Source organism: Nonomuraea sp. NPDC005983 (assembly GCF_040614375.1).
GTDB lineage: Bacteria > Actinomycetota > Actinomycetes > Streptosporangiales > Streptosporangiaceae > Nonomuraea.
Genome location: NZ_JBEXUP010000005.1, coordinates 90664 through 109239, shown reverse-complemented (window position 1 = coordinate 109239; position 18576 = coordinate 90664). Strand labels below are relative to the sequence as shown.

Below are 18576 nucleotides of genomic sequence, written 5' to 3'. Positions count from 1 at the left end.
GCCCCGTAACCCTGCGGGTGACGGCCGCGGATCGCCGTGTCCCCCTGACCGGCCAGTACGTGTGACGTGGCGGCCGACGTCCCCGCCACGACCTCCTGGCGTCCTTGACGTGGCGGGCTCGGCCGGGACCGCAACCTGGGGCGGCGCGGTCAGGCCACGGGGTGCGGTGCGGTGCGAGACTGAGCGGCCATCAGGTGGTCGATGAGCGCCAGCAGCACATCGCGGCCCGCCGTCCGGTCGCGGGCGTCACAGAGCACCAGCGGCACCTGCGGATCGAGATCGAGTGCCTTGCGGATCTCCTCCTCGGTCCGGTCCCTGACGCCGTGGAAGCAGTTGACGCCGACCACGAAGGGGATACCGCGGCTCTCGAAGAAGTCGATCGACGCGAAGCTCACATCCAGCCGTCGGGTGTCGACCAGGACGACCGCGCCCATCGCTCCGTTGACGAGGTCGTTCCACATGAACCAGAAGCGTTCCTGCCCAGGGGTGCCAAACAGGTAGAGCACGAGTTCGCTGTTGATGGTGATGCGCCCGAAGTCCAGCGCGACGGTGGTGGTGGACTTGCCACTCAGCCCTTCGAGATCGTCGACGCCGACGCTGGCATGGGTCAGATACTCCTCGGTACGCAGTGGGGCGACTTCGCTCACCGCGCCGACCATGGTCGTCTTCCCGACGCCGAAACCACCGGCGATAAGGACCTTCACCGCCAGGGGAGCAGCGTCGCCGTGGTCAGAGGTTGCGTAGTCCATCCCTCACCGCCTCAAGGATTTTCATTCCGGGAAGGCCGCTTGCCTGCGCGAAGGCCAGCGGTGGCCGGGCGCGCAGCTGACCGGCCCCGATCAGATCGCCGATGAGGATCTTGGTCACTGACACCGGGAGGTTCAGCGCGGAGGCGACTTCGGCCACCGCCAGGGGCCGCTTGCACAGAGCGAGGATGGTGCGGTGCTCCGGCTGCATCCTCCGCAGGCCGTGCTCCGAAGAGATCTCGGAGATCGCCGTCACCAGAGTGATCAGCGTCAGGTCGTCCCGCTCGGGGGCGGTTCGTCCGCCGGTGATCGTATAGGGACGAACAAGGGACCCGTCGGCGTCATCGTCGTCGTCGAAACCCTCCGTCCAGTGCTTCATCCGTGTCTCCCCGCGTCGTCGACCTGCGGGGCACGCGCGTCGGTTCCCAGCTTCTGCCCGACCTGCTGGATCAGGGTGTGCATCGCGACGGCCATCAGTTCGGCGTCGACCTCCTGGGACGCGACCACGGCCAGATGGGTGCCGCGGCCCGCGGCTGTGACGAACAGCCACAGGTCGGCCATCTCGATGATGACCTGGTGTACCGGCCCGCCGCTGAACAGCTGCCCGACACCGCGAGCCAGGCTCTGCTGGCCGGTGGCGATCGCGGCGAGGCGCTCGGCGTCCGAGCGTTCGATCGTCTTGGACCGGCTGATCACCAGGCCGTCGTCCGACAGCACGATGGCGTGCCGGGTGCCCGCGACCTGATCGACCAGGCCGTCCAGGAGCCAGTCCAGGTCTGTGTCGGTGGCGGTGGTTCGCTGCGTCATCATCGATCTTCCGTCGTAGGGGAGCTGAGCTCGGGGGATCCGTTCGGCTGGAGGGCCTCGTCACCGGTCCGGCGCCTGCGGGACTGTCTCTGGAACGCGCCGATCGTGGCACTGGATCGGCTGGGCTGGTCACGTACGGCCCAGGGTTTCTGGTCGCTCTGTTCAGCCCTGTCCGCCGGGACTTTGAGCTCGGTAACCAGGCTGGCCTGGCGCACCCGCTGGGGCAGCGGCCGGCGGTCGGACGACAGGGGTGCGTCGCCCAGATCCGGTGATCCGGCGGCGGGTGCCGTTACGTACGCCATCGCGCGTCCCCTGGAGCGAGTCGGCAACTGCGCGTCCTCGTGGGCCGGTTCCTGCGGGTGGGGCTGCGGACCGGTGAGATTCTGGGGGACCTCCTCGGGGCGCGCGGCCGGCTCGGGCACCGCGCGGGGGCGGTCCACCACCAGCGCTTCCGGGAGCAGCACGATGACACGGGTGCCGCCGAAGGCCGACGGCCGCAGTTCCACCTGGAGGCCCAGGCCCGCGGAGAGCCGGGCGACCACGTACAGACCGAGACGCACGTCGTCGGCGTGGGTCATCACATCGAGCTCCGCCGGTGACTGCATCAGGTCGTTGGCGGCGGCGTACTGCTCGGGTTCCATGCCCAGACCGCGGTCCTCGATCTCCACGGCGAGACCCCGGCTGACCAGTGCGGCCCGCACCTCGACGGGGGTCGGCGGTTTGGAGAAGGCGGTGGCGTTCTCCATGAGTTCCGCCAGGACGTGGACCAGCGGTCCCACCGCGCGCTCGGCTACCCAGGGTTCGCCCTCGACCTCGATCGAGATCCGTCGGTAGTCCTGGACCTCGCCCTGCGCGGCGCGCAGTACATCGAGCAGGCGTACCGGCTTGCGCCAGCGACGCTGCGGCTGGCCGCCGCCGAGGATCACCAGGTTCTCCTCGTAGCGGCGCAGCCGAGCGGTGAGGTGGTCCAGGTCGAACAGGCCCTCCAGCACCTCGGGGTCCTCGTGCCTACGTTCCAGTTCGTCCAGCTTCTTCAGCTGAAGGCCGATGAGGATCTGGGTACGGCGGGCGATGCGCTGGAGCATGCGTTGGAAGCCACGGTGTTGTTCGGCCTGCCGCACGGCGGTGAAGACAGCGCTGCGACTGGCCAGATTGAGGGCCTGGCCGAGCTCGCCGAGCTCGTCGGGGGTGGGCTCGAGCATGCGTACTTCCGCGTCCACGTCGACGTCCTCGCCGCGTCCCAGCCGGGCGACCACGTCGGGCAGCCGCTCCTGGAGTTCATGAGCCTCCTCGCGCAGGCGGAGGATGCGCCGACGAAGAACGGCGGTGAGGCGCCAGCTGGTGACGATGACCAGGCCCAAGGCGAGCAGGCCCACGCTGGTGACACTGATGAAGACCACGAAGAGCTGATCGGAGTGGCTGCCGCCGATCCTGCTGACGTTGTCGAGCCGGAGGCGGAGGAGTTGCAGCAGTTGCGGGGTGATCGCGTCCACCGAAGAGCGCCACGCGGAGCCGTCTTCGCGGAGTTTCACCTGGTTGCCATCGGTGCTGACCCCGGAGGCGACCAGCCGCCCCTCCAACGCGGTCATGGTCTCCCACGCCTTGCTGGTCGTCAGCGTTCCGTACTGGCTCTCGTTGCCCATGAGACTGGGGAGCACCCGGGACTGGAGGAGGTGCTTCCTGGTGCCGATGGCGTCGGCGACAAGGCCGTACTCGTCCCTCGTCAGGTGCCCCTTCTCCCAGCCACGGGCCAGAATGGCGTCCTCGCGGCCGATCATGTCGACGACCCAGAAAAGGTCGACCAGCGTCTGCGCCTTACTACTCACCTCGCCGTGATCGGTCTCGCTGAGGACGGTCAACACGCTGAGGTCTGACTCAAGGACGCCGCTGTAGTAGGCGAACGCCTCTTGCTCGCTGGACCAACCGGCGTCCACCGCCCGGCGCTGCTGGTCGAGGAGGCCGAGGCCGCGCTCGGTCCGGGCGATGGCGTCGCTGAGCCCCTCCTGTCCGTCGGTGGTGTCCAGGGCTACCAGCGGACGGAAGGCGTTCACGGCCTGATCGGTCACCGCGCGTTGCTTGGCAAGCTTGTCGCGGGAGGCGCTTCGGGGGCCGGCCTGCGCCTCCGCAGTGAGCCGTCGCTCCTGATCAAGGCTGAAGAACAGGTTGGCCGCAGGCATGCCGACGGTATTGGCGGCCAGATCCATCTGGGCCTTCTCCGCCTGCCACTGAGTGGCCAGTTGGTACATGCCCGAACCCAGCAGTGGGGCGAAAGTCATGCTCGGCACGAACACGACAATGATCAGTACGGTACGCAAGGGCAGCCGGCGGGCACCGGCCGGTCGCGGCGGCCCGCCGCCGGCTGACCCCGATAACCCGTTCCCGTCGCCCACGGTGCTCGTTCGTCGTCGCCCGACCCTGCCCCATCCAGCCATGTGCAGGACACTCTCCTCACAGATCGGTGCGCCCATGACGAAGAGCGCCAAAGTAGGCGATTAGTGGCCTGATAGTAGCCATACGGCAGTTGCCCCGAAAGCCCCCGCGTCGCCGGCCTGCTTGCGGGACGCTCTCGCACGTCGCGGATCCAGCGGGGCGGCCCCGGCGGAGTGCTTCGACCGGTTCTCATGTCGCGAGACCGAGGGCGATGCGTGGGTTGCGGAAGTCGTCGCGTGCCCAGCGGGTGCCCTCGGCGATGTCGGTGTGGTTGAGCAGGCGTAACGCACCGATCGCATGACTGCCCACCCGTACGCGGCCGGTGGATCTCTGCTCGTCCCACAGCCGAACAGAGATCCACCGGACACGCCCTCAGCATCGGGTTCCGAACGGTGACCGGGGACGGCTAGTTGACGCAGCCCGGAATGGTGTTCATCGGGCTGCAGTTATCGGGGATGTTGTCACGGATATTCAAGTTCCGGATGCTGACATTGGTATTGCCGGTGGCGATTCCACCGCCGCCGGACCCCTTGTTCCCTGTGACCGGGACGCGATCGAGCGTGGTAGTTCCCAGGTTGGAGATGCCTCCTCCCAGGCTGCCGGATATGTTGTTTTCCACGGTGCTCTGAATGAGGTGCGACACGCCGTTCGGCTGGGTGTTCAGTCCATCGCCGTTGATTGGTGCACTGTTACCGGCCAGGACGCTCTTGGACATCGTCAACGTCCCCGCGTTGAGGATCGCACCGCCTCCGACGCTCGATGTCGAGTTCGCGTTGAACCGGCTCAGGAAGATCGTCGCTTCGGCGCCCGAGTTATTAGCGAACGCGCCGCCGTTTGCTGCGTGGTTGCCGGCAAGGGTGGTCTGGTCCAGAACCACGGTGCCGGCGTTGAGGATTCCACCGCCGAAGCCCGCCGTGCTTCCGCCCAGAATGGAGATCCTTTCGACGTGGAGCGTCGCCCCGGATGCGACCTCCAGGACGCGGAAGGCGTCAGGTGCGGCCGAATCGCGCCTGATCTTCGTACTCGGCCCGCCCACCAGGGTGATGTCGCCCGTGATGATCGGTAGTGCGTCGCCGGGGGCGGTCGCGGTGGTGTAGTTGTAGACGCAGCGCGACGCGAGAATGAGCCTGGCGACTCCGATCCCGTTGGCTGTTCGGATCGCCGTGACGAGCGCGTTCGGGTCGCACGCGACGTTCACGACCTTCTCCAGACCAGGCATCGCCGCCGATCGAGGCCATCTCACGCCCGGCCGGCCACCACGGCACCACCCATCACCGACTGGACTTTCAGCACCCGTAACCCCAGCTCCACAGCCTCTCTAGCCGATGTCGACCACCCGCGCCCATTCGGGCGGCGCGTCCGGCGTGTAGTCAGGATCGTTCTCGTCCCACGACCGGGCCGCCCTCCTCCGCGAGAACAGCCCCACCACTGTCCGGCATGGTGGCCGCGCGTCCGGCCAGGGGGTCTGCCCGTCGGTCAGGATCACGATGACGTCTGGCCGCAGCCTTGCTCGCAGCGCCTTGGCGAAGCCCGTACGCAGGTCGGTCCCGCCACCGCCCACCAGCGTGACTCCCTCGGCGCGGCACAGCGGTTGCACGACCCGGGCCGCCGCGTCGCACGACAGCACGCTGACCAGGTCGCGCCGGCCGCCCACGGCGCGGACGATCGCGGCGACCTCGAGAAGCGCGCTGCCCAGTTCGGCGTCGCTGACCGACCCGGATGTGTCGATGACCACGGAGACTCGAGGCGGCCTGCGCCTGAGGCTCGGCAGGATGACGCCGGGCAGGCCGGCGGAGCGCCGCGACGGCCGGCCGTAGGTGTAGTCCTCACCCGCACCCGGGCCGGACACCGCCGAGCGGACCGCCGCGCCGAGCAGTTCCCGCCATGGCTGTGACGGATGGAACGCCTCCTCCGCCCACCGCCGCCACCCCTTCGGGACGTCCCCAGGTCGGGCGGTGATGCCCTGCGCCACCCGGAACCGGACCGCGTCTCGCTCCTGCGCGCTGAGCCCGTTCGCACCCTCCGGTCCGATCTCCCACTCCCGCTCCAGTCCGTCGGCGCCGCTGCCGCAATCCAGCCAGACCAGCCCCTGTGTGTACGGCCCGAGCCGGAACTGGCGCAGGTAGTCCTCCATGAGCTCCCCCTCGGGCAGCCCCAGCATCCCCGGTTCGACGACGCCCTCGGGCCGGGCCAGCCCATCCCCGAACACGTCGTCGTTGATCTCGAAGTCCGCGGCGATGTTCATCCGCAGCCGCTCCCCCGACCCGGTCAGTCCCCGCTCCGACGCGACCCGGTCGCTTCGACCGTGGTGGTCGCGCAGCAGGTGGGAGACTTCGTGCACCCACACCCCTGCCAGCTCCTCCACGGAGGTCCGGGCGACGAACGCCGGCGAGACGTAGCACCGCCAGTGCCGGTCCACGGCCATCGTGGGCACGAGCCGCGACTCCACCGTGTGCAGCGCGAACAGCGCCGTCGCCAGGTAGGGCCGGACCCGGGCGGCGTGTAGCCGGGCGGCGAAGAGCTTCTCGAGGTCCAGTGCCCCCGCTACGCCGGGCGTCATCGTCCCGTCCCAGCGCCGGCCGCGACCCGCGCCGCAGCCTTGTCCGCCCGCCTGCCCAAGGACACCACCCCGGTGAGCTGCTCGATCGACGCCGGGACATCCCAATCCGGGCGGCGCAGCGCGGCGAGCGTTGACGCGGGTACGACCACCAGGTCCGGGGCCCCGGTCTCCAACGCCCGCACCAGCAGTTCCCACGCCGCGTCCCAGCGGGACTTCTCCGGCCGCCTCCGGACCGCCTCGACCACGCCGTCGAGCACGGCCTGGCGCAGGTCGCCCCGCTCGGGCAGGTCGGCCGCCGCCGGGTCGGCCAGCAGCGCCTCAGGATCCGGGAGGTCCATCCGGTCCATGGCGGCCAGCAGCTCAAGCCCTGGACCGTCCCCCACCGTCCCCCGGACCAGCATGGACAGCACCTCCCTGGACGTGTTCGCCGCGGTGGCGAAGGCGATCAGACACAGCGCCATCTCCCAGCTGCGGGGTGAGGGCCATGGACCGCCCCGGTGGGCCTCGTTGCTCGGCAGCCGATGCACAAGGGCGGGGCGGGCGGTGAGGAGGCCGCACACCGCACGTCGGGCGAACGTCACAGCCTCTGACAGCCGCTCCGGGTCGAGCCGTGGCAGCGACGCCCGCGGCCAGGTTCCGCCAAGGCCGCGCACCACGACCTCGTGGTCATGCATCCACTGCAGATGAACGAACCGGTTCGCCAGGGGCGGACTCAGCTCCCAGCCGTCGGCCGCGGACGACCGCGGATTGGCAGCCGCCACGATCCGGACACCGGCCGGTAGCCGCAGGGCGCCGACCCGCCGCTCCAGCACGAGGCGGAGCAGAGCGGCCTGGACGGCCGGCGGCGCCGTGGACAACTCGTCCAGAAAGAGCAGCCCACGGCCGGCCTGGGCCAGGCGCACGGCCCAGTCCGGCGGAGCCATAGGGACGCCCTGCACCGCGGGGTCGTCACCGACCACGGGCAGGCCGGAGAAGTCGGACGGCTCGTGCACGCTGGCGATCACCGTGGTCAGCGGCAGGTCAAGGGCCGCGGCGAGCTGCTTCAGAGCCGCGGTCTTGCCGATCCCCGGCTCTCCCGACAGCAGCACCGGCAGGTCGGCCGCCACGGCCAGGGTCAGGGCCTCCAACTGCGTGTCGACGCGGGGCTCCGTGGCGGTGTCGTGGAGCAGGGCAAGGAGGTCGGCGGCGATGTCCAGCCGGGAGCCGTGAGCTGGACCGGAGGACGCGCCGACGGTGACAGACGAAGATGCGGGCATGCTGGATCACCTTTGAGGTCTGGTTGGGCCGGGACAGGAAGGCGGTGGGACAGCGCGAGGATGAGCTCGCGGCGTCAGCGGAATGTCGTGTGGCGCGGGCGTGCCCGGTCGCCGCGGGAGCGGCGCCCTGGCCGGGCGGCCGGGCCTTGCCCGAGCTCGGCCAGTTCGGCCCGGAACAGCCCATATTCGATGCGCCGCTGCGCCGCCGTCTCCAACTCGTCCCGCAGAGCGCCCCTGGGCAGCGGCGCACCGGGGCCGAGGAGACCTTCAACGGCGGCCAGAGCGCCGGCAGTGTCGCCGTGGTCCAGGCGTGCCCGGACGTCGATCAGACAGTCCGGGGCACGGTGGGCCTCGTCGATCACCTGCAGGCAGGGCAGCGGGGTGCCGGTCAGTGCGGCCAGCAACCTCTCGCGGCGGATCTCGGCAGGGCCGTGGTCCAGCGGGACCAGCACCTCGTTCACGAGACCGATCCGGTGCTGGGCGCCACGGCACTCGACCAGGCGCGGACCGCCTCCCCCTTCAGGGCTCCGCGGCCCGCCGACCGGCGAACGGCCAAGTACGAGCGCCGACGCGACGAGCGGGTGCAGCCGGTCGGCCTCGATCAGCCCGGCGCGAAGCAACGCCAGGTCGGGCAGCACCCACGTCGCCGCATCGGGCAACACCGGCAGCGCGGACGCGTCACCCCTCGTAGGAGCCGTCCTGATCCGTAGCGCCGGGAGCCCGGAGGTATCCCCGTCCACGGCCAGATCCAGTACCAGTCGACGCCGCCCCCCGAGCCGTACGGCGACCGCGCCACCGGCCCGCCCTATCGTGCGGAGCAGCATCCACGCCTCGGGCGCCCACCGGTCCACGGCGCAGTCACGCGCCAGCGGCATATCCAGGTTCGGAGTGGGACGTCCGTCGTCGGGTGGCCGATCCGCCCCAGAACGGACCCGGAGCTCACCGACCCTGCGGACATCCCACAGGTGGCGGTGCAGATCGAGGCGGAAGCGCCGATGAGGGCGGGGATGCGGATGCAGACCGGCCCCGAGCCGGGACCCGTCCCACAGAGCCAGGCTGATCCGTTGACCGGCATCCGCCCAAGCCGGCGGCGTCCGGGCCACGAGGTGCACCGTGCCGCCGTCGCCACGCCCCATCGGGTCGTACCGGGCCAGCGAGACGGTCAGGCCCGGACGCATCAGCCCGTCCGGCGCGATCCTCGGCATGTGCCAGCGCAGCAGGTCAGGAGCCAGATGGCGGAGATCGGCCCGGAGGCAGGCGGCGAACTCCTGGCCGTAGGCGTGAGCCGCACAGCGCAGATTCAGATCGACGTCGACGTGTGCCGCAGCACACGCTCCCGCCCAATCTCCGGTGGCACGGCGGGCGGTCGCAGATTCAATCATGGAGGGCGGCACGGCGAACTCGCGCACGCGCAGCCAGCAGGAAAGACGGGAATCCCCGTTCGCAGCCGAGTAGTGCATCAGCACTCACCTTGTGCGAACAGGACCCCCGATCTTCTGAAGGAGGTGTTCATCTGGAGGAGCGTACAACTTCGCGCAGTGGATCCGCCACGCTGTTTCGTGAGGAACCACCCCTGGCTCACGGTCCGCCCCAAGCACGTGCGGCGGCCGGCCATGCAGCGCCTTCGCAGCGCCGCGTCGGCGGGACACCGCAGGCTGGCGGACGCTCTCGCTGTTGCTGCACGCGGGCGTCCGTTTCCACAAGAGTTGTTGTGGCGGCCCCGGCTACCGTCCGCGCACGCTCGGCGAGGTACGCGCGCGGATGGCGTACGCCCGGACCACAGGAGAGCCCTGATCACCAAGGGAAACGGCCGCGACCTGGGCAGGGGGCAGACCGCGAGAGCCCGTGACCGCCCTGTTGGCCGGCTTTGATGGCACGGCGATCAGGCTCGCTACCTGCCCGGCTGGAGCATTTCCCCCGCGCGAGGGAGGCCAAGATGGGTGGCTTCGGCGATGTGCCTCATGTTCCGTTCCAGGAATCTGGACAGCATGTTGAGCAGCCTCATCGCCGTTGTGTCGTCGGCGGTCATCACCATGGGGGTGGCGATCGCTCCAGCGCATGCCTCCGAACCGCCGGATCTCTCGGGCATCGGCGGACTGATCGACGGATACGTCGCCCGCTCGATGGCCGAGGAGAAGGTGCCCGGCGCGGCGGTCACCGTGGTGGCAGGCGGTCGGCAGGTGTACTCGAAGGGGTACGGCCTGGCGGACGTCGAGCGCGGAATCCCCGTGGACCCGGAGCGCACTCGCTTCCTCGTCGGATCAGAGACGAAGCTGTTCACCGCGCAGGCGGCGCTGCAGATGGTCCAGGCAGGCAAGCTCAACCTGGACGCCGACGTCAACACCTACCTTACGACCTTCAAGATCAAGAACACGTATCCCGGCTGGCCGGTCACCTTGCGGAACCTGCTGACGCATACGGCGGGGTTCGACGAGGACTACCTGGTGGGGAGCGGAGGCGAGGACCCGAAGGACGTCGAACCACTTGGCCGGGCTCTGGCCGACACCCAGCCTGCGCGGGTCCGTCCGCCTGGCACGGTGACCTACAGCAACTACGGCATCGCGCTCGCCGGTTACCTGGTCGAGACCGTGTCGGGCCTGCCGTACGCCGACTATGTCCAGCGCAACGTATTCGCCCCTCTCGATATGGAGAACTCGGCCATCGCCTGCGGCGGCCAAGCCGTGGCCGAGGCGTATACCTCCGACGGCGCACCCACCAAGGTCACCTGCGCCAACTACTCCGCCTCCGGTGCGGGTCCGGTGTCGACGGCCGCGGACATGGGTCGTTACATGATCGCCCAGCTGTCCGGCGACCCCCGGCTCGGTCCGGGGATCGCCGAGCAGATGCAACGGCAGCAGCACACTGAGGATCCGCGGCTGTCCGGGATGGGCTACGTATTCGAGGAGATGCCTTATAAGGGGCATCGGCTGCTGTTCAAGGGCGGCGACATGCCGGGCATGCACGCCTTCATGGTCCTGCTGCCCGATCAGGACATCGGCCTCCAAGTCCTCTCCAACGGGGACGGCAAGGGCCGGGACGGCGTTGACGGCATCGGACTGGCCGAACAGATCGTCGACCACTACTTGCCGGCCCTGTCTCCGCCCGCGGCCAAGCCCTTGGCGGGTGCGACCTCCGAACAGTACGAGGGCTGGTACCTCAGTAGCCGGACCAGCCACGGCAGCATCTTCAAGCTGCGGTCACTGCTCGGCACACCCGTGCACGTGACGCCGGCCGGTGACGGCCGTCTTCGCACGACGGGCATCGAGGGCAAGCCGACGTACTGGACACAGATCGAGCCTGGCGTGTTCCAGCAAAGCGGCGGCTGGAGTCGAATCGCCTTTCCTCAACCCGGTGTGCTGGCGATCAGCGGTAGCACAGTCGTCTTCGACAGGATCGGTCTTCTCGATCACCCCTGGGTTCACCTGGGCCTGGCGGCCTTCGGCATCGTCGTACTCGCGGCGACCTTGATCGGGATGCCCGCGGTGGCGGTCGTCAGGCGGGCGCGCAGGCGTCCGGCGCATCCCCGAGCCGCCAGGATCGCCCGACTGCTCGCCTGGCTGACCAGTGTGACCGTGATCGTGTCCATTGTGGGCCTGGGAACGCTCATGGCGGACCAGAGCCGCGCGCTGCCCATCGTTCTCGAAGGCTCGCCATCGCTGATCACCATGTTGGGGCTGGCGTCGCTGTCGGTCCCGCTCGCTGCCTGCGTGGTGTTCTGCGCCGCCGCCGCGTGGTGGAAGCGGTGGTGGCGGCTGCCCGGAAGGCTCTCGTACATGGTGAGCGCGCTGGCCGCAACGTCGTTCGCGACCGTCGCGACCATCTACAACCTCGTCGGCCCTCCGTACACGTAAATTATGATTTCTACCCTTATGTCGCTTTCCCGTGGTGTGCTGCGTCAGATTCCGCCACCTGTCCTCGATGTCGCGATCGCGCTGGCCGTGCTCGTGGCTCATACGGCGCCCTTCCTGGCGACGTCCAGGGTTGCGGATCTGGTGGAGGGATGGACCCTCTCGCAGTACCTGCCGGTCCTCGGGCAGGCGTTGCCGCTGATCTGGCGGCGGCGCGCACCGGTCCCCGTCCTCGTCGTGGTGCTGCTCGCGACCGTCGTCTACGGCCTGAGGGCCGACACGGCGCCGCAACCGGTCGCCTACGCGGTGCTGGTCGCGATCTACACGGTGGCCGCAACCGGAGCGCGACGGGAACGCGCATGGGCGGCCACGATCCTCCTCGGCGGCATCGGCCTGCAGATCACGGGCCTTGTCCTGAAAGAACCCGGCGCGGACACGATCACACGCGGATTGGTCATGTACGGCGCAGCGTGGGCCATAGGGCGATCGGCGGCGAACCGGCAGGCCTACGCCCGCCAACTCGAGCGAGAGAAGGAGTTGGAGGCTCAGCGCGTGGCCGTACGTGAACGTGCGGCGATCGCCAGAGACATGCATGACATCCTGGGACATGCGATCAGTTTGATGATCGTTCAGGCCGAGTCCGGGCCGCTGATCGTCCGCTCAGAGCCTGAACGGGCCGAGGCGGCGTTCGACACCATCGCTTCGGCCGGGCGGAGCGCGATGACACAGGTTCGCCGGCTACTGGGACTGCTGAAGGACGATCCAGCCGGAGGGGTCCCCCTCTTGGATCAGATCCCGGCCCTGGTTGAGGGTGTCGATCGCGCCGGAACGCGCGCCACGATCAAGATCTCCGGCGTCCCGGGAACATTGCCGCCCGACGCCGAGGCCACGGCCTATCGGGTAGTACAGGAAGCGCTCACCAACACGGTCAAACACGCCAGCGCCACCCTGGTCACGGTTCTCCTGGACTGGAGGAAGGACGCCTTGCTCATCCACGTCATCGACGACGGCCGCGGACACTCCGAAGGCACCGACGGAGGTCACGGCCTCAAGGGCATTCGGGAACGGGCGATGGCCTGCGGCGGCACCGCTTCGTTCGGCCCCGGCCCGGGCCATCAGGGTTTCTCCGTTTCTGTACGGCTACCGCTGGCGGCCTCATGACGATCAACGTCGTACTCGCCGACGACCAGGAACTCGTCCGCAGCGGCTTCGCACTGATCCTCAACACCCAACCCGACATCTCGGTGTCCGCTGAAGCAGGCGACGGCGTCCAGGCGGTCGAGGCGGTACGCGCCCACCAACCAGACGTGGCTCTCCTCGACATCCACATGCCCACCATGAACGGCATCGAGGCGGCCAAGGTCATCTGCGCCGAGACCTCCACCAAGGTCGTCATCCTGACCACGTTCGACCAGGACGAATACGTCTACGAGGCGCTGCACGCGGGAGCCAGCGGATTCCTGCTGAAAGACGTCCGCCGCGACGATCTCGTCCATGCCGTACGCGTCGTGAACGCCGGGGAGTCCCTGCTCGCCCCGGCCGTGACTCGGCGGCTCATCGACGACATCGTCCGGCGGAACGCACGTCCTCCCGTCTGGAACAAGAACGTGGAGGCCCTGAGCGGCCGCGAACAGGAAACCCTGATTCTCCTCGGCCGCGGGCTGTCCAATCCGGAAATCGCCTCCGAATTGGTGCTCAGCGAGCACACAGTGAAGAGCCATGTCAGCGCCGTACTGACCAAGCTCGGCCTACGCGACCGAATCCAGGCGGTCATCTTCGCCTACGAGTCCGGGATCATCCAACCCGGCAGTTGACCTGGACACCTCAAGAACGGCTCAGGCACGGAAAGCGCGACAAGTCCGAACAGAGATCAAAGCCCAGGCGGGGAAACCATCCCTCACCTGGGCTTTCGTACGAGTGAGCCATTTTCATCGTGGCCGACGGGCGGTCTCGGTGTAGTGCAGGACGAGGATGGCCTGCACGATCGCGGTCGTGCGGCGAGGGCAGCAGTGCTGCTTGGTCAATATCTTCCCGGCCTTGAGGGTGGCGACAGCACGTTCGCCGAGTGCCAGGGCCTTGGCGTGGAGCCCATTGAATCATTCCCTGTGTGGCAGGTTCCACAGGTGAAGGGTGGTCTGGTCCTTGGAGACTGTGTACCAGGCGCCCTGCCCCGCCGATCGGGGAGATCCCGAGACGGAGAAGGGGTAGGCAATCCGGCCGCGCAGGGCCATCGTGCGTGGGTCGACAAGCCAGTGGCGGGGGGCCTCCGCGTGGTACTCGGTGCCGACCACGGCGGTGTCGTCGTATGGGAACGCCGCCTCGTAGTCCCACCGAGCGCGGTCGTCGTCCTCGTTTGAGGGAGGAGGCACAGCGTCCTCGGCGTCCAGATGCCGCAGTTCCATGCCATCCTCCGCCCGGTGCAGGTAGAGGGACCACTGCCCCAGATCCGTGGTCAGGAAGTACTCCCCGGACGGGCTCACGCAGAGGAGGACCTCCTCAATGAACCACTGGACAGTGAGCCTCGCGCCATCCCAGTGTCCCCACAGCACGGGTGAGTTCTCCTCGCCCTCGCCGACCGTCAGCCCCATGTACGCCGGGTTCGGGTGGGGGAAGTGGGTGGAGCCCGATCCCACGGTCATCGTCTCGGCCCGGGTCAGCACCGTGCCGTCGGCGGGGTCGAGGATCAGCCATTCCTCCTTGGTGTCGCGCCCCGCGTGGTTGCGGATGTGGGCCCAGAGGAGCCGGCCGTCCGAGGAGAAGGCCGCCGAGCCGCTGTCCGCGTGGCCGTGGTGGTAGTCGTCGGCGTACTCGGAGAACGAGGCATGGGCCTTGGTGCACACGGCGGCGGACCAACAACCGTGCCGGATCTCCCATCGCACGGCGCCGGTCGAATCCACGGCTCGTAGCGCGTGCACGCCGGCGAACACGGCGAGATCACCCGTGGGAGAGACCGCCACCGAGCCGTACCGGCGGGGCCAGGGCGCGGGGAAGCGGACCTCTGTCTCATCCCCGTCCAGGTTGTGGACGGCCAGCTCGGCGTCCCCGCGCTGCACCAGAAGCCTGCGCCTGGGCCAGTGCAACACCTGCGGGGCGTCCGCCGACGCGAGGTCGAGCGGAGCAGTGGCGGTGGCCATGAGACGAGCGGCGAACTGGTTCGAACTCCCGTGGATAGCATCGTTTGGCACAGTCGTATGGTTTCACGCGCCTCGGATGGTGCAGGTGACCTGAAGTCAGCCGCTTTGTCCAGGGTTTCTGCACCGTGTCTCTGGCCTCACTTTGCGTAGTGAAGCCCTCGGAGATTCGAACTCCTGACACCCTGCTTGCGAAACGGTCTGTTCTTCAAGGGCGACGGCCCCGACCTGCGTGGAGAATCGATCCGCGAGTGACCACGATTGACCGCTGCTGACCGCCCTCAATGGCACGACGATCAAGCCCGCCACCTAAGCACTTCCGCGCGACGCGCGCACCCCTCGCCCTGATCATCCCGTCTGCCGCCGACCCGCCCGAAGGCTCGGCTTTGCCCCGGTCCATGGCGGGCGGGAGAGCAGGCGCGCCGGCTCGAAACCGTGGGAACCAAGCACAGCGCAGCCGCTGCAGAGGTCGCCGCAGCACGCGTACGTGGATCGTCGTCGGACAAGCAGCGCAGGACTGGGTCCACCAGGGCGGGAGCGATGCTCCTGCACCCCATGACGGCGTCGTACGCCCAGGCCGGCGTTTCGATGTCTCACGGTTCATCCGGGTCCCGCTGCCGAGGATTGTGGTAGATCGACCAGAGTTCACTCTCACTTCGGTCCGGCTCGGTGCCCTCGGCCACTGCTGCGAGAAAGTCGAGCAGGTGTGCCCGAACCGGCTGCGGCTCCCGCCAGCTGTATGCGATCGGACGATCGAACCCCGGTTCCTGAAGCAACCCGGCGACTACCATCGCGACTGGGGCCGTAGCGGCGAACTGGAAGATGCCTACCCAGTCGCGTGAGAAGCCGTCACCGGCGCGCTTCGGGCCGCCGCGAGCCGACCCACGTGTAGCGTCAGGCAGTTTGCGTACTGCCATGAAAGAAGGATTCGATCTGCTCCGCCACAGAGAAGTCCACGGTGCAGGCCGGGCACGTCGTGCGCCCGAACAGGTAGGTCAGGTGCTCGGCGGCCGCGGCTTGCCCGGCCTTGACGGCCATGCGATACAGCCGGGAGGCCAGCGGCTGGAGGTCGGCAGGCTCCGCCGGGCGGATGCCGGTCACCGTCGGCCCCTTGAAGTTGAGCTTCCGCACGCTCTCGTGTGGGTCACGACGGCGAGTGCCGGGGTCGGGGCTGTGGTGGAGGTCGATCTCCAGACACTCTGAGCAGGATGGGCAGATCACGTCGTGGAGGTTCGGGAGTAGGCATTCGCTCCACACCGGTACGCCCTCGAAGGCCAGGAGGTCCTCCAGCGGGTAGAGGTAGTCGTGTTCGTCGCCCTCGAACGGCTCCTCTGTCAGGTGGCGCTGAACGATCCGGTGCAGCTCGTCGATCTCGGCCGGGTAGCGCTGACGGCAGTATCCCGGCCGGTGAAGCTGCGTTTCCTCGGCGACGATACGGCCGGCCAACGAAATCGCTGCCCGCTGATCGCCGGGCATGCGGCTGCTGGCGATGTCCGCCAGGACAGGCAGGGCGGCAAAGCTTGCCGGGTACACGGTTCCCTGATGGCAGAGGCTGGACCAGAGTTCATGCCAGGCGTTGGGAGCCAACTCCGGATCCCCGACCTCTTCGAAGAGTTGTGGGAGGTCGGTCGCGACACCGTAGGCGTGCTCAAGGCGTGACCAATCCGTCGACATGCCCACGATCATCCCAACGGCGCCTGCGGAGTGAAATGGCACGGGACAGCCCGTAGGAAAAGGCTGCAAGCAGCACCGGCACGAACCCGATTGCAAGCCCGACTGCAAGAAGCGTTCTCATCGATGCTGCAAGCGACCACGCCCGAAGGAATGCGCGAGGCATGCGGGCAAGCGCCCGAAGCGTACGGGCGGCGGTCTCGTGCCCGTCGACGGGCACGGAGGGCCGTGAAACCGCAGGGGACGACTGGCAGGAGACTGGCCTGGTCTTCACCACTGCGAGCGGCCGGGAAGTCGAACCGTCGGCAAGGACCGGGCTGCTGGTGTCCGCTCCGCAATCGCCCGGCTCTCACGCGCCAGGAGCCCGGTATGCCACCTCCATCCGTGCGGCATCGTCGATCTCCTCTGGCGTCAGCAGGACAGCCGTCTTCGTTCGTACCGCCCCAGACGCCGATATTGTGAGACCCAAAGCGGCCGAAGCCGCATTGCTCGGCAGGTCGACGAGCACATACGTGTCTGTCTCGCCGAACGCGAAATACATCTGCTCGACCCGGCCGCCGACGCTTTCCGCCATGCGCTCCACCGCTTGCCGGCGTCCGGTGCCGCCATCTTGCAACACTCCTTTGAGGCCATCTGCGGTGTAGGTCGCCTGAATCAGATACTTGGGCATGGTCGAGTCCCTCTTCTCGTGCCGCCCACCCTGCGCTGGGGCGGCCGTTGCGGTCACGGGTCGAAGTTCTCAGCTTAGGGTGACGGTAACCCCACCCGCTGTACTGGTTTTCCCTGTCGAAGTCTTACGCTGCGAAGCCTGCAGCGGTCTTACAGCGCGTGACCGTTACGGCGAGCGCACGGCCTTCCACCTAGGACGGAGCCATATCGGTACCCTTCATCGGACGATCTTGCGATCCCATCCCGACGGAGCAGCAGCCATGAACGACACATACTCTCCCGTGCCGGAACTGAATCAGCTTAACGAGCTTCAAGAACGACTAGAGGGCGAGTTCATCTCGGACGGGTTCGAGCTGATCGAGTTCGGAGAGTCTCGACATGATGGCTGGTCGGAGGCTCCGGAGTTCCTCGATGGTTTTCTCCCTTTCGCTTACGCCAACAGCTCCGGTTCGTTCTACGCCCTCTGGCGTGTGGACGACCGCACGGACCTGTCGACTTTGCCCGTTGCGGTGTTCGGGGATGAGGGAGGGATTCATCTCATCGCCTGCACCCCCCGGGATCTGTTTCGGCAGCTCGCGTGCGACAGACCACTGTGGGTCGACTGGGGAGGGGTCGGCTTCGGCGCGTACGAGGGGTATCACCGCGACGGTGACCGCCGCCGTCGAGCCCACGAGACGTATCTTGCGTGGCTGGATCAAACCTTCGACCTCGCTCCACCAGACGATCCCAACGAGTTGGTCCGTGCAGCTGAAAGGGAGCTGGGAGCCCGGTTCACGAGCTGGGTAGGGCGTTTCGTGGAAGGGGTCTGATCACATCGCCGGCGACGGAGATCCAAGCTCGTCTTCGCGTGAACGTATATCTATCGCCGGTTCAGGGGCCGCAAGGAGAGCATGCCGACGGCCACAGACGGCTTCCCTCGGAGAACGTCCGCCAAGTCTCGGGCCGGCAGAGATCTCCGCCGGAGGCATCTATGGCGCGAGGAGATCAGGTGCGACGCCCGTGTGCGCCAAGGCTTGGACGGCGTCTGGGCTCCAGGTGTACTCGACTACGGGTAGTTCAAAGCCTGCCGGGAAGCGTTCCATGAACTCTCGTGTGGCCTGGCCGCCGCTTCGCTCGTAGAAGCCGATGGCCGGCGCGTTATCACGGAGCACCTCGAGGTAGATGGCCTTACCGGAATGATGGGCGACTGCCCAGGTGAAGGCGTGACGCATGAGCTGACGACCGATGCCCGAGCGTTTGCGTGTGGGGAGAACATGGAGGTTTTCCAGCAGGACCCGGCCGTCAGGCTGCAGGCACAGGTAGACGAACCCCTGAAGCGCGATGCCCTCTACCGCTACGAGCAGCAAGACGGAGTTCTCACCTACAAACTCAAGCGTGGACCACGAGAGTCGCGTGGTCCAGAAGACCCTGCGCGCTTCCTGCAGCGGTCCGTTGAGGTAGGTGGCGGGCATGATTCCA

The 18576-nt window shown here is 68.0% G+C and carries 16 protein-coding genes and 1 pseudogene; 4 read left to right on the top strand and 13 right to left on the bottom strand.

Annotation, left to right across the window (positions count from 1 at the left end; genetic code table 11):
- Window positions 1-149: 149 nt before the first annotated feature.
- The 8 genes from ABZ297_RS04615 to ABZ297_RS04580 all read right to left on the bottom strand — a co-directional run bounded on the left by ABZ297_RS04615 (window position 150) and on the right by ABZ297_RS04580 (window position 9259).
- Window positions 150-749, bottom strand: a complete 600-nt coding sequence (locus ABZ297_RS04615) for an ATP/GTP-binding protein (RefSeq protein ID WP_355339323.1) — start codon at window positions 747-749, stop codon at window positions 150-152.
- Window positions 730-1125: a DUF742 domain-containing protein gene (locus ABZ297_RS04610; RefSeq protein WP_355339320.1), complete on the bottom strand. Its 396-nt coding sequence runs from the start codon at window positions 1123-1125 to the stop codon at window positions 730-732. The genes ABZ297_RS04615 and ABZ297_RS04610 overlap by 20 nt, the downstream gene beginning before the upstream one ends.
- On the bottom strand, window positions 1122-1553 hold the full coding sequence (locus ABZ297_RS04605) for a roadblock/LC7 domain-containing protein (protein ID WP_355339436.1): 432 nt from the start codon (window positions 1551-1553) through the stop codon (window positions 1122-1124). The genes ABZ297_RS04610 and ABZ297_RS04605 overlap by 4 nt, the downstream gene beginning before the upstream one ends.
- The gene (locus ABZ297_RS04600; protein ID WP_355339318.1) at window positions 1553-3829 is read right to left on the bottom strand and encodes a nitrate- and nitrite sensing domain-containing protein; all 2277 of its coding nucleotides are present in this window, start codon (window positions 3827-3829) and stop codon (window positions 1553-1555) included. Before ABZ297_RS04600 ends, ABZ297_RS04605 begins: the two co-directional genes overlap by 1 nt.
- Before the next feature lie 560 nt (window positions 3830-4389).
- Entirely contained in the window at window positions 4390-5181 is a 792-nt protein-coding gene (locus ABZ297_RS04595; protein ID WP_355339315.1) for a hypothetical protein, read from the bottom strand.
- Between the two features lie 120 nt (window positions 5182-5301).
- The gene (locus tag ABZ297_RS04590) at window positions 5302-6543 is read right to left on the bottom strand and encodes a VWA-like domain-containing protein (RefSeq protein ID WP_355339312.1); all 1242 of its coding nucleotides are present in this window, start codon (window positions 6541-6543) and stop codon (window positions 5302-5304) included.
- A complete protein-coding gene (locus ABZ297_RS04585; RefSeq protein ID WP_355339309.1) occupies window positions 6540-7799 on the bottom strand; it encodes an AAA family ATPase in 1260 nt (419 codons plus the stop codon). The genes ABZ297_RS04590 and ABZ297_RS04585 overlap by 4 nt, the downstream gene beginning before the upstream one ends.
- Before the next feature lie 74 nt (window positions 7800-7873).
- On the bottom strand, window positions 7874-9259 hold the full coding sequence (locus tag ABZ297_RS04580) for a hypothetical protein (RefSeq protein ID WP_355339306.1): 1386 nt from the start codon (window positions 9257-9259) through the stop codon (window positions 7874-7876).
- A 528-nt stretch (window positions 9260-9787) separates the two neighbouring features.
- Between ABZ297_RS04580 and ABZ297_RS04575 the strand changes: the two genes are divergently transcribed.
- From ABZ297_RS04575 to ABZ297_RS04565, 3 genes are read left to right on the top strand one after another with little or no spacing between them, the layout of a single operon-like run.
- The gene (locus ABZ297_RS04575) at window positions 9788-11650 is read left to right on the top strand and encodes a serine hydrolase domain-containing protein (protein ID WP_355339303.1); all 1863 of its coding nucleotides are present in this window, start codon (window positions 9788-9790) and stop codon (window positions 11648-11650) included.
- A gap of 18 nt (window positions 11651-11668) precedes the next feature.
- Window positions 11669-12808, top strand: a complete 1140-nt coding sequence (locus ABZ297_RS04570) for a sensor histidine kinase (RefSeq protein WP_355339300.1) — start codon at window positions 11669-11671, stop codon at window positions 12806-12808.
- Entirely contained in the window at window positions 12805-13461 is a 657-nt protein-coding gene (locus ABZ297_RS04565) for a response regulator transcription factor (RefSeq protein ID WP_355339297.1), read from the top strand. The genes ABZ297_RS04570 and ABZ297_RS04565 overlap by 4 nt, the downstream gene beginning before the upstream one ends.
- Before the next feature lie 114 nt (window positions 13462-13575).
- Here ABZ297_RS04565 and ABZ297_RS04560 read toward each other — a convergent pair.
- From ABZ297_RS04560 to ABZ297_RS04545, 4 genes and pseudogenes are all read right to left on the bottom strand, one after another.
- Window positions 13576-13731 (bottom strand): annotated as a pseudogene (locus ABZ297_RS04560) (IS5/IS1182 family transposase); the annotation flags it as partial.
- A gap of 12 nt (window positions 13732-13743) precedes the next feature.
- Window positions 13744-14781 (bottom strand): hypothetical protein, encoded by a 1038-nt coding sequence (locus ABZ297_RS04555; protein WP_355339294.1) that lies wholly within the window; start codon window positions 14779-14781, stop codon window positions 13744-13746.
- Between the two features lie 891 nt (window positions 14782-15672).
- Window positions 15673-16464: a hypothetical protein gene (locus ABZ297_RS04550; RefSeq protein ID WP_355339291.1), complete on the bottom strand. Its 792-nt coding sequence runs from the start codon at window positions 16462-16464 to the stop codon at window positions 15673-15675.
- 334 nt (window positions 16465-16798) lie between these two features.
- On the bottom strand, window positions 16799-17119 hold the full coding sequence (locus ABZ297_RS04545) for a GYD domain-containing protein (RefSeq protein ID WP_355339288.1): 321 nt from the start codon (window positions 17117-17119) through the stop codon (window positions 16799-16801).
- 259 nt (window positions 17120-17378) lie between these two features.
- On the opposite strand from ABZ297_RS04545, the gene ABZ297_RS04540 reads away from it, so the two are divergent.
- Window positions 17379-17927, top strand: a complete 549-nt coding sequence (locus ABZ297_RS04540) for a hypothetical protein (protein ID WP_355339285.1) — start codon at window positions 17379-17381, stop codon at window positions 17925-17927.
- Window positions 17928-18086: 159 nt separating this feature from the next.
- On the opposite strand, the gene ABZ297_RS04535 is transcribed toward ABZ297_RS04540, so the two are convergent.
- Window positions 18087-18569 (bottom strand): GNAT family N-acetyltransferase, encoded by a 483-nt coding sequence (locus ABZ297_RS04535; protein WP_355339282.1) that lies wholly within the window; start codon window positions 18567-18569, stop codon window positions 18087-18089.
- Window positions 18570-18576 lie beyond the last annotated feature (7 nt).